The organism is Amorphoplanes friuliensis DSM 7358, from assembly GCF_000494755.1.
Taxonomy (GTDB): domain Bacteria; phylum Actinomycetota; class Actinomycetes; order Mycobacteriales; family Micromonosporaceae; genus Actinoplanes; species Actinoplanes friuliensis.
The window spans coordinates 1715217-1730124 of record NC_022657.1 but is presented as its reverse complement, the minus strand read 5'-3'; the positions used below and the strand labels follow the sequence as shown (position 1 = coordinate 1730124).

13 protein-coding genes are annotated in these 14908 nt (G+C 70.5%); 3 read left to right on the top strand and 10 right to left on the bottom strand.

Annotated features, from left to right (window positions below):
* Nucleotides 1–32: 32 nt before the first annotated feature.
* The gene (locus tag AFR_RS07995; protein ID WP_023359398.1) at nt 33–1049 is read left to right on the top strand and encodes an ABC transporter substrate-binding protein; all 1017 of its coding nucleotides are present in this window, start codon (nt 33–35) and stop codon (nt 1047–1049) included.
* Nucleotides 1050–1116: 67 nt separating this feature from the next.
* On the top strand, nt 1117–1860 hold the full coding sequence (locus tag AFR_RS07990; RefSeq protein WP_023359397.1) for a hypothetical protein: 744 nt from the start codon (nt 1117–1119) through the stop codon (nt 1858–1860).
* Between the two features lie 10 nt (nt 1861–1870).
* On the opposite strand, the gene AFR_RS07985 is transcribed toward AFR_RS07990, so the two are convergent.
* From AFR_RS07985 to hrcA, 9 genes are all read right to left on the bottom strand, one after another.
* Nucleotides 1871–3619: an ABC transporter ATP-binding protein gene (locus AFR_RS07985; RefSeq protein ID WP_023359396.1), complete on the bottom strand. Its 1749-nt coding sequence runs from the start codon at nt 3617–3619 to the stop codon at nt 1871–1873.
* A complete protein-coding gene (locus AFR_RS07980) occupies nt 3616–5307 on the bottom strand; it encodes an ABC transporter ATP-binding protein (protein WP_023359395.1) in 1692 nt (563 codons plus the stop codon). Before AFR_RS07980 ends, AFR_RS07985 begins: the two co-directional genes overlap by 4 nt.
* A 7-nt stretch (nt 5308–5314) precedes the next feature.
* Nucleotides 5315–5527, bottom strand: a complete 213-nt coding sequence (locus tag AFR_RS07975; RefSeq protein ID WP_023359394.1) for an MbtH family protein — start codon at nt 5525–5527, stop codon at nt 5315–5317.
* A 38-nt stretch (nt 5528–5565) separates the two neighbouring features.
* Nucleotides 5566–6360, bottom strand: coding sequence for an ABC transporter ATP-binding protein (locus AFR_RS07970; protein ID WP_023359393.1), 795 nt, complete (start codon nt 6358–6360; stop codon nt 5566–5568).
* Nucleotides 6361–6369: 9 nt separating this feature from the next.
* Entirely contained in the window at nt 6370–7413 is a 1044-nt protein-coding gene (locus AFR_RS07965) for a FecCD family ABC transporter permease (protein WP_023359392.1), read from the bottom strand.
* On the bottom strand, nt 7410–8459 hold the full coding sequence (locus AFR_RS07960; RefSeq protein WP_041840691.1) for an iron chelate uptake ABC transporter family permease subunit: 1050 nt from the start codon (nt 8457–8459) through the stop codon (nt 7410–7412). Before AFR_RS07960 ends, AFR_RS07965 begins: the two co-directional genes overlap by 4 nt.
* Nucleotides 8460–8485: 26 nt before the next feature.
* Nucleotides 8486–9220, bottom strand: a complete 735-nt coding sequence (locus AFR_RS07955) for a 16S rRNA (uracil(1498)-N(3))-methyltransferase (protein ID WP_023359390.1) — start codon at nt 9218–9220, stop codon at nt 8486–8488.
* Between the two features lie 1236 nt (nt 9221–10456).
* A complete protein-coding gene (dnaJ, locus tag AFR_RS07950; protein WP_023359389.1) occupies nt 10457–11593 on the bottom strand; it encodes a molecular chaperone DnaJ in 1137 nt (378 codons plus the stop codon).
* 61 nt (nt 11594–11654) lie between these two features.
* On the bottom strand, nt 11655–12677 hold the full coding sequence (gene hrcA, locus AFR_RS07945) for a heat-inducible transcriptional repressor HrcA (protein ID WP_023359388.1): 1023 nt from the start codon (nt 12675–12677) through the stop codon (nt 11655–11657).
* A 176-nt stretch (nt 12678–12853) separates the two neighbouring features.
* On the opposite strand from hrcA, the gene AFR_RS07940 reads away from it, so the two are divergent.
* The gene (locus tag AFR_RS07940; protein WP_023359387.1) at nt 12854–13615 is read left to right on the top strand and encodes a DUF4870 domain-containing protein; all 762 of its coding nucleotides are present in this window, start codon (nt 12854–12856) and stop codon (nt 13613–13615) included.
* 54 nt (nt 13616–13669) lie between these two features.
* On the opposite strand, the gene hemW is transcribed toward AFR_RS07940, so the two are convergent.
* Nucleotides 13670–14881, bottom strand: coding sequence for a radical SAM family heme chaperone HemW (gene hemW, locus AFR_RS07935; RefSeq protein WP_023359386.1), 1212 nt, complete (start codon nt 14879–14881; stop codon nt 13670–13672).
* Nucleotides 14882–14908 lie beyond the last annotated feature (27 nt).

Genomic DNA, 14908 nt, shown 5'->3' with positions numbered 1-14908 from the left:
AGACACCTGATCCCGATCGAGGAGCCAGACAAATGTACCGACGCCCGCTCGGATGGCGCCGTGCGCTGACCGTCGTTGCCGCCGGCCTTCTTGCCGCCACCACCGTCACCGCCTGTGCAGCCGACGAGGACGAGGCGGCGGCCCCCGCGGCCTCCGGTTCGGCCGCGGCCGCGTTCCCGGTGAGCATCGAGCACAAGTTCGGCTCCACAACCATCGAGGAGCAGCCGGAACGGGTCGTCACCGTCGGCTGGAACGACCAGGACCCGGTGCTGGCGCTCGGCGTCGTCCCGGTCAGCACCCGCGAATGGTTCACCGAATACCCCGCCTACCCGTGGGTCAAGGACGCCCTGGGCGGCAAGCAGCTGACGACGTTCTCGGCGGAGCTCAACTTCGAGGCGATCATCAAGCAGCAGCCCGACCTGATCCTCGCGATCTACGAGACGATCAACAAGGAGACCTACGACAAGCTGTCGCAGATCGCCCCGACCGTCATCCAGTCCTCGGCGTACGCGGACGAGCAGACCCCGTGGGACGTGCAGACGCTGACGACGGGCAAGGCGCTGGGCAAGTCGGCCGAGGCGCAGGCGCTGGTCGACAAGGTCAACACGAAGATCACCGAGGCGAAGACGGCCAACCCGCAGTTCGCCGGCAAGACCCTCGTCGTCGACTTCGGCCCGGAGAAGGGTCAGCACTGGCTGATCCCGGCCAAGGACCCGCGCCGCGCCCTCTTCGACGCCCTGGGCTTCGCCGCCCAGAAGGAGTCCGAGGACGTCAGCGAGGAGCGGCTCGACCTGCTCGACGAGGATGTCCTCTTCGTGAACGGCGCCACGAAGAAGGACATGCTGACGTCACCGGCGTTCAACCGCCTGAAGGTGGTCACCGAGGACCGCGCGCTCTACACGTCGTTCTCCACCCCGCTGGGTGGCGCGCTGGCCTACAGCGGGCCGAACGCGCTGCTCTACGCGCTGGACATGCTGGTGCCCGAGCTGAAGAACGCCACGGACGGCGACAAGACGACAGCGGTCACCGACCTGTCCGACGCCGCCTGACGACCGCGGGGACGGTTCCGGCAGTCCCCGTGTCCGGTCGTTGCTTCCGGCTGGGACCATCACGCTTGTGACGGGTGACGCGGTGGTGCAGCAGGTCGGCGGACGGCCGAAGGTCTCGTGGTGGCAGGTGCTGCGGGTCGTGCTGGTGCTCGGCTGGGTCGCCTGGGCCGGCCTCACCTGGTGGACAGCCCCGCGCGAGGGGAGCGTCTCGCAGGCCCGCGCCGACCTGGACGCGGGGCGCGTCACGTCGTACGAGTGGGGTGACAGCTGGGAGAACACCGGCGGCCTGCTCAACCCGGCCGGCGCGGAACTCGACACCGCCGACGAGTACGGCCCGATCTTCCTCTGGAACACCCGCGACGACCGGACGCACTACACCTACACCAACAGCACGCTGGGCAGCGACGGCAAACCGGTCGACGCGGAGAGCAAGGCGCTCGGTGCCGCGATGGAGCACTGGTACGCCGGCGGGCCGTACGCCGGCACCGCCGTGCTGAAGACCGTCCTCTCCGGACTCGCGATCACCGGCGTCCTGCTCGTCCTCTGGGCGCTGACGTCGGCGCCGGACCCGGTGACCGGTACCAAATGGTTCTGGTTCTGGATCCTCTACTGGACGCCGCTCGGACTGGGTCTGCTCGTCTGGCTGCTCCGGGAACGCCCCTGGTCGTCACGGGCCGCACCGCGCGAGAAGCGCTACCGCTGGTACGCCGGCATGGGCTTCGCCTTCCTCGGCGGGCTCCTGCTCAGCGTTGTCGTCTGGGGCCTGCACAGCCTGTTCGGTGACCAGCTCGTCCCCTCGCTCGGCGCGTAGGCCCCGGGTTTCAGGCCACTCGTTCTTTTGTGGCCCGGGACTCCCACGCGGTCCACAGTTCGGCGTACCGGCCACCCGCGGCGACCAGGTCGGCGTGCGGTCCCGACTCGACCACCGCGCCGTGCTCGAGCACGACGACCCGGTCCGCCGACGCCGCCTGCGTCAGCCGGTGCGCCACGATCAGCACGGTCCGGCCCCTCGTCGCGGCTGCCGCGGCCTCCTCGAGGGCGCGGGCACCGGCGCTGCCCGCCTCGGCGGTGGCTTCATCCAGTACGGCCACAGCCGGGTCCAGCAGCACCAGGCGGGCCAGCGCCAGCTGCTGCGCCTGCGCCGGGGTGAGGTCGTGGCCGCCGTCGCCGACCAGCGTGTCGAGGCCCTCGGGCAGCGCCTGCGCCCACTGCAACGCGCCGACCGTCTCCAGGGCCGCCTCCACGGCGGCGACGGCTGTCCCCGGCCGGGCGAGACGCAGGTCCTCGATCAGCGGGCCCGCGAAGACGTGGGTCTCCTGACTGATGATCGCGACCGTCTCGGGTGGCAGCTCGTGCACGGGCACACCGCCGACACGGGCCGACCCCTCGTCGGGGCGCAGCAGACCCGCCGCGATCGAAGCGACCGTGGTCTTGCCGGCGCCGGTCGAGCCGACCAGGGCCACCCGCTCACCGGGCTCGAGACGCAGACTCACCCGCTGCAGCACCGGCGTACGACCGTCGTAGCTGAAACTGACGTCGTCCAGCGTCAGCGACGAGTCCGCCGGCCGGTGGCCCTCCGTACGCCGCTCGACCGGCATCGTCTCGACGCCGACCAGCCGGGACAGGCTCGCCCCGGCCGACTGGATCTCGTCGAAGGTGAACAGCAGCATCGACACCGGGTTGAACAGCCGGTGGAAGAGCAGGGCGGCCGCGGAGGCTTGACCGACCGAGACGGAACCGTTGCGGACCAGCCAGAAGCCGGTCGCGAGCAGCACCGCGAGCCCGACGAACTCGGCGCGGTTGATCCGGCCCACGAACCGCGTGAAGAGCGTGAAGACCCCGACGTCGATGTCCCGCGCCTTGGCCGACGCCCGGTCGATCGCGGCCAGATGCCGGTCCTCCAACCTGTACGCGTGGACGGTGCGCAGCCCCTGCATGCTCTCCACGAGCAGCTGGGACCGTTCGGCGACGGCCTTGCGCTCTTCGGCGTACCGGGGTGCGGAGCGGGGCAGATACCAGCGCAGGGCGATCGCGTAGAACGGGACCGTCACGGCACCGGCGAGGCCGAGCCGCCAGTCGATGCCGGCCATCGCCACCAGGCTCAGCACGCCCAGCAGCAGGGCCGAGATCACGTTGGGCAGCACGTCGGAGACGGCCTTGCCGATCGCGGCGATGTCGGCGCCGACCCGCGACAGCAGGTCACCGCGGCCCGCCCGGTCGAGCACCAGCGCGGGCAGGCGCAGCGCGGTCGCCACGGTGCTCTCGCGCAGATCCGCCAGCATCCGCGAGCCGAGCCGGCCGATCAGGTAGGTGGACAGCCCGATCGCAGCACCGCCGACCAGTGCGGCCGTGACGATGACGATCGAGATCGAGACGATCGCCGAGGTGCCGGCGTCGGCGCGGACACGGTCGACCAGCAGGCCGAGGGCGTACACGGGGACGATGGCCGCCGCGGCCGCGAGGATGCCGGCCAGCAGCGTCCCGGCCACCTCGCCGCGGCGGGTGCGCAGCTCCGACCAGAGCCAGGCCCGGGTCTGCCGGCCGGTCGCGATGGGCAGGATCTCGCTCATCGCAGCACCAGCCGGCGGTAGGTCTCGTCGTTCTCGCCCAGCACCGCGTGCTCCCCTTCGGCTGTCACGGCGCCGTCGCCGAGCACGATCACCCGGTCGGTGGCGGCGAGCAGGGCCGGGCTGCTGGTGATCACGACGGTGGCGAAGCCGGCGCCGGGGCCGTGCCGCAGCGCTCGGATGCCCTGCGCGATGGCGTGCTCGGTGACCGCGTCGACGGCGGTGGTCGGATCGTGCAAAACCAGCACGGGCGGCCGGGCGAGCAGGGCGCGGGCCAGCGCGATCCGCTGCCGCTGACCACCCGAGAGGCTCGCGCCGCGCTCGGCGACCACCGCATCGAGCCCGTCGGGCCGGGTGGCCAGCACCTCGTCGGCGGCCGCGGCGCTCAGCGCCTCGGCCAGGAGACCCTCCGCCGCTTCGGCGTGCACCGCCACGTTGGCCGCGATCGTGCCGGTGAACAGATCGGGATGGTGGGGCTCGACCAGCAGAAGCCGGCGGGCGTGCGAACGCTCGACCTCCTCGAGCGGCGATCCGCCCAGCAGCACGCGGCCCCGATGACCGGCCGGGACGGAGAGCAGCTTGACCAGCGCGTCGGCGTCACCGGACCGGCGGGCGACCACACCGACGAACTCACCCGGGCGGACGTGCAGGTCCAGCCCGTCGAGCGGACCGTGGCTCACCCCGGCCAGGCGCAGGTCGCACGGGTGCTCGGCCGGCTCGGCGACACCCTGGGGCAGGACCAGACCGGCGTCGGTGATCAGGGCGACCCGATCGGCGGACGCCCGCGCCTCGGCGATCCAGCTCGGCACGACCGCCAGCGTCCCGAACGGCTCGATCAGGAACTGCGCCAGACCGATGACCGTGATGAACTCGCCGACGCTGATCCGGCCGGTCAGCGCGAACCAGCCCGCCAGGATGGCGATGCCGCAGGCCAGCAGCGTGCTCAGCGTGGTCGACGCGGCCAGGTAACCACCCTGGGTCCGCGAGGCCCGCAGCGTGGCGCGCAGCGACCGGCGGCTGACCTCGCGGTAACGATCGGCGGCCGCGTCCTGGGCGCCGATGCCCCGCAGCGGGCGCAGCCCGGTGACCAGGTCGGTGGCGAGCGAGGTCGCCCGGCCGGCCTGTTCCTGCTGGTCGGCGACACGCTTGGTGATCAGTGGCGAGCTGATCTGCAGCAGCACCAGCACGACCGGTGTGGCGATCAGGACGACCAGGCCCAGCGGCACCGAGATCAGGAACAGCGCCACGGCACTGATCACGGTGGCGACGACGGCACCGGCGACCCGCGGGATGTAGTCCAGCAGGTACGACGTGTTGTCGGCATCACTCGTCGACACCGTCAGCAGGTCACCCGCCCGCAGGTCGGTGCGTACGCCCCGCGGGTGCAGGATCTTCGCCGACACCTCCAGCCGCAGCTGATGGCCCTCCTCGGCGATCGCGCTCATCAGCCGCCGCGCGCCGAACCTGTACGCCGTGGTCAGCACCGTGAACTGCACCGCCAGCACACCGATCCAGAGCAGCAGCTGGCCGCCGTCGCCGGGCATGACGGCCCGGTCCACGATGACGCCGATCATGATCGGGACGAACGTCTCACAGGCCTGGTGGACCGCGATGAGAGCCGTACCCGTCCAGAGCCGGCGGGCGTTCCGGGTGGTGCTGCGAAGCAGGATGCGAGCGCCGGAGCGGCTCACCGGGCCCTCACTGCGCTGAGCTTTCGCGCAGCGACCGGGGACGCAGATCCGTCCAGTTGGCGTCGACGTAGGCGACGGCCTCCGCGCGCGGTGCGGGCCCGAAGACGCTGCGCCAGCCCGCCGGGACGTCCTTGAACGACGGCCAGAGCGAGTGCTGCTCCTCGTCGTTCACCAGGACGTGGAAGGTGCCGTTCTCGTCATCGAACGGGTTGCTGGACACGACGTCTCCCCAGAGGTCTGCACACGAGTAAGGCCAGGCTAACTTACGCGCTGGGTCACCGAGGAGCGCGGGATGACCAGCGGGGTGTGCGTCTCCGGATCGTCGATGATGCGGCAGCCCAGCCCGAAGACGTCCTCGACCAGCGCGGCCGTCATGACCTTCCGCGGGTCACCCTGCGCGACGATGGCCCCGGCCTTCATCACCACCAGGTGGTCCGCGTACCGGGCGGCCTGGTTGAGGTCGTGCAGCACCGCGACCATCGTGGTGCCCTGCTCGCGGTTGAGGCGTACGCAGAGTTCGAGCAACTCGATCTGGTGGGCGATGTCGAGGAACGTGGTCGGCTCGTCGAGCAGCACGATCGGCGTCTGCTGGGCCAGCACCATCGCCACCCAGACCCGCTGCCGCTGCCCGCCGGAAAGGGTGTCGACCAGCTCACCCGAGAGTTCGGTCACACCGGTGGCGGCCAGGGCGGCGACCACCGCGGCCTCGTCGTCCGGCGACCACTGCCGGATCAGCTTCTGATGCGGGAACCGTCCCCGCGCCACCAGCTCGGCGACCGTGATCCCGTCGGGCGCGATCGACGACTGCGGCAGCAGCCCCAGCCGCCGCGCGACCTCCTTGGCCGGCCGCGAGTGGATGTCCCGCCCGTCCAGCAGCACCTCGCCCGCGGTCGGCTTGAGCAGCCGCGACAGCGCCCGCAGCAGCGTCGACTTGCCACAGGCGTTGGGGCCGATGATCGCGGTGAAGCGACTCTCGGGCACGTCGAGGTCGAGGCGCTCGCTGATCGTCTTCTTGTCGTACCCGATGGTGATGCCCTTGGCCGCCAGACTCATCGCACTCCCCTAGCGCCGGGCCTGGCGTGCGAGCAGCCAGACGAAGTAGATGCCGCCCACGGAGACGGTCACGATGCCGACCGGCAGCTGGGTCGGCGCGAACGCCCACTGCGCGAGCCAGTCGCTGAGCATCAGCAGGAACGCGCCCATCGCCGCCGAGGGCACCAGCGCGATGCCCGGCGTGCGGGTCAGCCGCTGGGCCAGCTGCGGTGCCGCGAGCGCCACGAAGGAGATCGGTCCGGCGGCCGCTGTCGCGACCGCGGTCAAGGCCGCCCCGATGATCAGGTACGCAAGCCGGGTCGCTTCCACGCGTACGCCCAGAGCGGCGGCCGCGTCCTCGCCCATCTCCAGCAGGGCGAGGCGGTGCCCGTACCCGAGGAGCGCCACGCAGAGCGCCCCGACGGTGACCGCGACCGGGGTCACCTGCGCCCAGCCGAGGCCGTTGAGCGTGCCCTGCTCCCAGATGGCGGCCTTGAACGCCGCCTGGAGGTCGACCTTGATGATGAACCACTGGTTGGCCGACGCCAGCATGGCGCTGATCGCGATACCCACGATGATCAGCCGGAAGCCCTGCACACCCCGCTTGAACGCGAACAGGTAGACGACCAGCGCGGTGACCAGCCCGCCGACCAGCGCCCCGCCCGCGATCAGGTAGTAACCGTTGCCGACGAACACGGTGACGACCAGCACACCGGTGTAGGCGCCGACGTTGAGGCCGATGATGTCCGGGCTGCCCAGCGGGTTGCGCGTCAGCGCCTGAAAGACCGCCCCGGCCAGCCCCAGCGCCGCCCCGATGATCAGCGCGAGCAGGACCCGCGGCAGCCGCCACTCGACCACCACGAGCCGGGCGGCCCGCGTCCCCTCACCGGCGAGCGCCTCGACCACCTGCGACGGACTCAGCGTGAACTCGCCCGTCCCCAGCGCAACCACCGCAACGGCCAGCGTGGTGATCGCTATCGTCGCGGTGACCAGGGCGGGCCGGAGGGCAAAACGCGCGGAGGCGCGGCGATGCGGTCGCAGCACCAGGACCTTCCGGCCGAAGTCGACGCTCACAGCCCGCTCACCCGGCTCCGGCGCACGAGCCAGATCAGCACGGGCGCACCCACGAACGCCGTGACCACACCCACCCGCAACTCACCCGGGCGGACGACCAGCCGCCCGGTGATGTCGGCCAGCAGCAACAGGATCGGCCCGCAGACGATCGTGTAGACGAAGATCCAGCGCTGGTCCGGGCCGACGAACCACCGCACGACATGCGGCACCATCAGCCCGACAAAACCGATCGGACCGACCGCGGCGGTCGCAGCCCCGGCCAGCACCATCACGGACACGGTCGCCAGCACCCGGGTACGCCCGATGTTCGCACCGAGCGTACGGGCCAGATCGTCACCCAGCGCCACGGCGTTGAGCGACCGCGCGACGATCAACGCCAGCACCACCCCCGCGGCGACAAAGGGCAGGATCGTCGTGGCGACATCGACCGGCCGCCCCGCCAGCGACCCGATGTCCCAGAACCGCAGATAGTCGAACGCCCGCGGCCGGACCAGCCGGATGCCACCGGAGATGCCGTCCATCACCGCGCCGAGAGCAACCCCGGCGAGCGTCAGGCGTACGGGGGTGGCGCCGGCCCGGCCCGCGGAACCCAGCGCGTAGACCAGCGTCAGGGCGACCGCAACACCGGCGAAGGCGAACCACATGTACTGCGACAGGCTGGTCAGGCCGAGCACACCGACCGCGAACACGACAAAAAGCCCGGCACCGGCGTTGATCCCGAGAATCTGCGTGTCGGCGAGCGGGTTCCGCGTGACCGCCTGAATGACCGCCCCGGAAAGTCCGAACGCGACACCCGCGAGCAACCCCAGAATCGTCCGCGGGACCCGCAGGTCGCGCACGATCGACTGATCGTCGGTGTCGGCGTAGTTCACAAACGCGTCCCAGACCGTCGAAAGGGCGACGTTCCGGGTGCCGAGGGCGATGCTGAGCACGCAGACCACTGCCAGCACACCGAGGCAGACGAGCAGACCTGTCGCTCTCCTGGCCTGAGACGCCGCCACACCAGCCTGAGCCCGCTCGGGCGCCGGCGTACGCGTCAGGACCATGCAGGGAAGCTTAGGTTACCCTTCCATCACCAACGTTCCAGCCTGGCTGACAGCACGGCCAGCGCGGCCATCCCGGCCGTCGAGGTGCGCAGCACCGAGTCGCCGAGCCGCACCGGATGGGCCCCGGCGGCGACAAAAGCACCGAGCTCCTGATCGCTGATCCCACCCTCGGGCCCGACCACCAGCATGATCTCCCCGGTCGCCGGCAACTTCGCACCGGTGAGCCGGTCAGTGGCCTCCTCGTGCAGCACAAACGCACCCGCCACCTCGGACAGCCGCGCGGCGACCTTCTTGGTGCTGACATCCGGACTCCCGGAAACCACCGGAAGCCACGAACGCCGGGCCTGCTTGGCCGCCTCCCTCGCCGTGGCCACCCACTTCTCGCGGGCCCGCTCCCCACGATCACCCCGCCACTGCGCCACCGACCGCGAAGCCGCCCACGGCACGATCTCGTCGACGCCGATCTCGGTCATGGCCTGGACCGCAAGCTCACCCCGGTCGCCCTTGGCGATCCCCTGCACGACCACCAGTCGCGGGTCGGGGGCGGCCTGAAACGCCCGATCCCGCACCTCAACATCAACACTGCCGCGCCCGACGCCGGTCACCTCGGCGGTCACGGTGCCCCCGCGGCCGTCCCCGAGCACGAGGACCTCACCGGCCTTCAAGCGCTGCACGGTGGCAGCGTGATGCCCCTCGGGGCCGGCCAGCGTAAAACGCTTCCCGCCAGGCAAGTCATCAACCAAGAACAAAGGAGCGGACACGACCACACGCTACCCAACCCCCGCCCCCACCCGGTCCGCCCTGTCCCGCCGCCGCCACAGCGAGCCAGACCCCACGGCCGCCGCCGGCAACGGGCCGCGCCCGGAAGGCACCACCTGCGCCGCAGCCGGGCCGACCAACTTGATAGGAGCCACCCCACGAAGCCCTCGGATAGCCCGCCTCCACGGAAGTTGGGCCTACGAGGCGCCAGTACCGGCCCAACTTCATGGAAGTTGGGCCTTCGAAGCGCCGATACAGGCCCAACTTCAAGGAAATTAGGCCAGAGCGCCGAGGCGTCCGAACTTCTTGGAAGTCGGCCCTTCAAAGCGCCCACATAGGCCCGACTTCATGAAAGTAGGGCCCACCAAACGCCAGGACAGCCCAACTTCACGGAAGTTGGGCCTACGAGCCACAAGGTTGGCCTGATTTCACAGAAGTTCGCCCGCAAGCGCCCGGGGCACGCCCAACCTCATGCAAGTCGGACCCACCAGACGCCAGGCCAGGCCCAACATCACGGAAGTTGGTCCTACGAGCGCGGGGGTAGGCCCAACTTCATGGAAGTCGGTCCTACAAACGCCGGGGTAAGCCCAACATCACGGAAGTCGGTCCTACGAGCGCCGGGGTAGGCCCAACATCACGGAAGTCGGTCCTACAAACGCCCGGGTAAGCCCAACATCACGGAAGTCGGCCCTACAAACGCCCGGGTAAGCCCAACATCACGGAAGTTGGGCCTACTAGACGTCGAGCCGAGCCCACTTCACGGAAGTTGGTCATCCGAGCCGCCTGGTTGGCCGGACTTCACGGAAGTTGGGCCTACGAGACGCCCGGGTAGGCCCGACTTCAAGGAAGTTGCGGTGACACCCGACGCGGCACGCCGCTGGGTGCGTGTGCTCGGGGTGGGGTTTGGGGAGCACGGAGCTGGCAGGGTGTGGGTGGCCGTTCATGAGCCGCCAGGCGATTGGTCACCCGCGCCCGGTCTCGGCGGGAGCGACGATCAGTGCCATGCAACCAGGCACGACATGCCCCAGATCTTGATCTCGGCCCCGCCCGTGATCCGACCAACCCGTGATCAGACCGACCCCCAATCCCTGACCGGTCGCCGACCCTGACCGACCCCTAACCCCGGACCGGCCGCTGACCCCCGACCGGCCGCTGACCCTGACCGACCCCTAACCCCGGACCGGCCTCTAACCCCTGACCGGTCGCTGACCCTGACCGGCTCCCATCGCAAACCCCGCTCAGTGGCCGTTGAATGCGTCTCTCATGCGGGAGAAGAATCCCCCCTGCTTGCTCAGCTCGGCGATGTCTTCGCCGCGGGTTTTGGCGAAGTCGCGGAGCATGCGTTCCTGGTCGGCGGTGAGTTTGGTCGGGGTTTTGACGTCGAGGTGGACGAAGAGCTCGCCGCGACCCTGGCCGCGCAGGTGCGGCACGCCCTTGCCGCGGATGCGCAAGGTCGAGGCCGGTTGGGTGCCCGGTTTGACCTCGATGTTCTCTTCGCTGTCCAGGGTTTTGATCGTGAGGCGGGTGCCGAGGGCCGCCGCGGTCATCGGGAGCGTGACGCGGCAGTGGAGGTCGTCGCCCTTGCGGGAGTAGACGTCGTGGGGGCGCTCGTGGATCTCCACGTAGAGGTCGCCGGCTGTGCCGCCGCCAGGACCGACTTCGCCCTGCTGGGCCAGGCGGATGCGCATGCCGTCCTCGACACCGGCCGGGATCTTGACCGTGAGGGAGCGGCGGGTGCGGATGCGGCCGTCGCCGGCGCAGGTGGGGCAGGGGGTGGGGATGATCGTGCCGTGGCCCTGGCAGACCTGGCAGGGGCGGGAGGAGACGACCTGGCCGAGGAAGGTGCGCTGGACCGACTGGACCTCGCCGCGGCCGCCGCAGGTTTCGCAGGTGGCGAGGTGGGTGCCGGGGGCGGTGCCCGCGCCGGAGCACTGGGTGCAGAGGACTGCGGTGTCGACGGTGATCGGGGCTTCGACGCCGAAGGCTGTTTCGACCAGGTCGAGTTCGAGGCGGAGGATCGCGTCGGCGCCCGGGCGGGTGCGGGGGCGCGGGCCGCGGGAGCCGCCGCCGGCCGCTGTGCCGAAGAAGGCGTCCATGATGTCCTGGAAGCCCACAAAGGGGCCGGCGCCGCCGGGTGCTCCGCCGCCACCGCCTCCGGGGGCGAGGGGGTCGCCGCCGAGGTCGACTATCTGGCGCTTCTGGTCGTCGGAGAGGACCTCGTACGCAGCGTTGATGTCCTTGAACTTCTCGTGCGCTTCGGGGTCCGGGTTGACGTCCGGGTGGAATTGACGGGCCAGCTTGCGGTAGGCGCGCTTGATCTCGTCGTCGGTGGCTTCGCGGCTGATGCCGAGAATTCCGTAGTAGTCCTTGGCCACAGGGTTTCGAGTCCTCATGTCTGCCCCGCGCTGAGCGCTGGAGACCTTCGTCGCGGTTGCGTCAGTTTTGTGCCAGCAAATCGCCAACGTAGCGTGCCACGGCACGCACGGTTGCGATCGTGCCGGGGTAGTCCATCCTTGTGGGTCCGAGGACGCCGAGCCCACCAACGATCGTCGTGCCCGGTCCGTAACCCGTGCTCACCACGGACGCCGCCCGCAGGTTGTCGATCTCGTTCTCGTCGCCGATGCGGACCCGGGTGGTGCTGGGCTCGACCTCGCCGATCAGTTTCAGGAGGATGACCTCCTCCTCGAGCGCTTCCAGAACCGGCCGGAGCGTCCCCTGGAAGTCCAGCACGCCGCCGCGGGTGAGGTTCGCGGTGCCCGCGAGGGCGAGGCGTTCCTCACTGCGTTCGACGAGCGTCTCGAGCAGTACCGATGCCACACAGGCCATCGTGGTGCGCTTCTCAGGGTCGCACTCGTCGACCAGTGCCTGCACCAGCGGCGGGGTGTCGGAGAGCTTCTCGCCGTTGAGCTTGGCGTTTATCTTGCGGCGCATGTCGAGCACGTCGTCGGTCGCGGTGACGCCGGGCAGCTCGACCAGACGCTGCTCGACCCGGCCGGTGTCGGCGATCATGACGAGCATCAGCCGGGTCGTGGAGATCGGCACGAGCTCGAGGTGGCGCACCGACGAGCGGGCCAGGCTCGGATATTGCACGACGGCGACCTGCCGGGTGAGCTGGGCGAGCAGGCGCACCGTGCGGTGCACCACGTCGTCCAGGTCGACCGCGCCGACCAGGAAACGCTCGATCGCGCGCCGCTCGGCCGGGCTGAGCGCCTTGACGCGGGACAGCCGGTCGACGAAGAGCCGGTAACCGGCGTCGGTGGGCACCCGGCCGGCACTGGTGTGCGGCTGCCGGATGTAGCCCTCCTCCTCCAGCACCGCCATGTCGTTGCGGACGGTCGCCGGGGAAACCCCCAGCTGGTGCCGCTCGACCAGCGACTTGCTGCCCACGGGCTCCTGGGTCGCCACGTAGTCCTCGACGATGGCGCGGAGCACTTCCAGCTTGCGGTCATCGAGACTCATGTCGACCCTCCCCGCTCTCTGGCACTCCTTGAAGTCGAGTGCCAGTCTACGTCGCCGCCGCCCCGCGCGCGATGATCGGCCGTGAGTGCCTGCGCCACTTAGCCGACTGTCTATTCTCCGACCTCACTCGGGTGTTGCTCTCGCCTCGGTCGACCTGCGGTCCTACCGTGTGCGACATGACTGAACCGCCGCGCCCGCCCGGTGAGGGGAACCCCTCGGACCCCACCGCGCCCCTCAACCCCTATCCGGGTAACGATCCGGCTCCCGGATCGGCCCCGCCGCCGCCCCCGGCCTACGGCTCGCCGCAGCCGCCGACCTACGGCACCCCTCCGCCCACGTACGGCTCACCGCCGCCCAGCTCGGGCGCTGGTGGCTACGGCCCGCCGCCGTCGTCCGGCGCCGGTGGCTACGGCCCGCCGCCGTCGTCCGGTGCGGGTGGCTACGGTCCCCCGCCGTCGTCCGGCGCGGGTGGCTACGGCCCGCCGCCATCGTCCGGTGCGGGCGGCTACGGTCCCCCGCCCGGCGGCACCCCGTACGGCGCTCCGGGCGCCTACGGTCAGCAGCCCGGTGGCTACCCGCCGCAGGGTTACGCGCCGACCAACGACGACAAGACCTGGATCCTCGTCGCGCACTTCGGCGGCGCGGCCGGCGCCTTCCTCGGTGGTGGCTGCTCGGGCTGGATCGCGCCGCTCGTGGCGCTGCTGGCCAAGGGCAACCAGTCGCCGGCCGTGCGTGCCGAGGCGGTCAAGGCGCTGAACTTCCAGATCCTGTGGTCGATCATCGCGATCGTCGGCTGGGTCCTGACCTGCGCCCTGGTCGGTTTCATCATCGGCCCGGCGGCCTGGGCGATCGGTACGATCTTCGGCATCGTGGCGGGCGTCAAGGCGAACAACAACGAGCCGTACAACTACCCGATGACAGTTTCGATGATCAAGTAAAGACTCTCGGTCATGACGCCGGGCCGGACGTGGCCCGGCGTCAAGGCCGGAAGATCACGGCAGCAGGTCCCGGATCACCGCGTCGGCGAGCAGACGACCCCGCAGGGTCAGCACGACCTGACCGGATTCGTAGGCCGCCGGGTCCAGCAGACCGTCCGCCAGTGCCTTCGCGGCGCCGGTCAGCCCGGTCGCGTCCAGCGTGGCCAGCGGCAGACCGTCCCGCAGACGCACCCGCAGCATCACGTCCTCGACGTGGCGGTCCTCGTCGGTCAGGATCTCCCGCTCCAGCCCGGGCGAGACCCCCTCTTCAACCCTTTTTGCGTACGCGGAAGGGTGCTTGACGTTCCACCACCGCACCCCGCCGACGTGGCTGTGCGCACCGGGGCCGAGCCCCCACCAGTCGCCGCCGGTCCAATAGAGCATGTTGTGCCGGCATCGGGCATCGGGTGTGGTCGCCCAGTTGGACACCTCGTACCAGGAGAAGCCCGCACCGCTCAGGGCCTGCTCCGCCGCCAGGTAGCGGTCTGCCGCGACGTCGTCCTCCGGGTACGGGAGTTCGCCGCGCCGCATCCGGGCGGCCATCCGCGTCCCGTCCTCGACGATCAGCGAGTACGCGCTGACGTGGTCCACTCCGGCGTCGATCACGGTCCGCAGCGAGGCGTCGAAGTCCTCGGGCCGCTCCCCCGGCGTTCCGTAGATCAGGTCGAGGTTGACGTGGTCGAAGCCCGCCTCACGCGCCTCGATCGCCGCCTGGGGTGCACGTCCGGCGGTGTGCTTGCGGTCGAGGATCGCCAGCACGGCCGGGGCGGCGGACTGCATGCCCAGCGAGATCCGCGTGAAGCCGGCCTTGCGCAACGCCTGCAGCGACCGCGGCGTGACCGATTCCGGGTTGGCTTCGGTGGTGACCTCGGCGTTCGCGGTCAGGCCCCAAGTCTTGTCGATGCCTTCGAGGATGCGGCCGAGGTCGTCCGGGTCGAGCAGCGTCGGTGTGCCGCCGCCGACAAAAACGGTGTCGACCGGCGCGCCCGTGACGGTGGCGGCCAGCTTCAGCTCGGCGAGGACCGCGTCGGCGTAACCCTCCCGGCTGGTGCCGCCGCCGAGCTCACTCGCCGTGTACGTGTTGAAGTCGCAGTACCCGCAGCGGCTCGCGCAGAACGGGACGTGGACATAAACCCCGAACCCTCGCCGGCCGACCGCACCCAGCGCGCTTTCGGGCAGGGAACCGTCGCTGGGGACGGGCTCACCGTCGGGCAGAGGACCAGGCATCCGTCAAGTGTGCACGTCCACCGTTAG

Bases quoted from the DNA above. Each gene is read 5' to 3' on its own strand.
- AFR_RS07995 (WP_023359398.1), top strand. From the start codon at position 33: ATGTACCGACGCCCGCTCGGATGGCGCCGTGCGCTGACCGTCGTTGCC.
- AFR_RS07985 (WP_023359396.1), bottom strand. From the start codon at position 3,619: ATGAGCGAGATCCTGCCCATCGCGACCGGCCGGCAGACCCGGGCCTGG.
- AFR_RS07970 (WP_023359393.1), bottom strand. From the start codon at position 6,360: ATGAGTCTGGCGGCCAAGGGCATCACCATCGGGTACGACAAGAAGACG.
- AFR_RS07960 (WP_041840691.1), bottom strand. From the start codon at position 8,459: ATGGTCCTGACGCGTACGCCGGCGCCCGAGCGGGCTCAGGCTGGTGTG.
- hrcA (WP_023359388.1), bottom strand. From the start codon at position 12,677: ATGAGTCTCGATGACCGCAAGCTGGAAGTGCTCCGCGCCATCGTCGAG.
- AFR_RS07940 (WP_023359387.1), top strand. From the start codon at position 12,854: ATGACTGAACCGCCGCGCCCGCCCGGTGAGGGGAACCCCTCGGACCCC.
- hemW (WP_023359386.1), bottom strand. From the start codon at position 14,881: ATGCCTGGTCCTCTGCCCGACGGTGAGCCCGTCCCCAGCGACGGTTCC.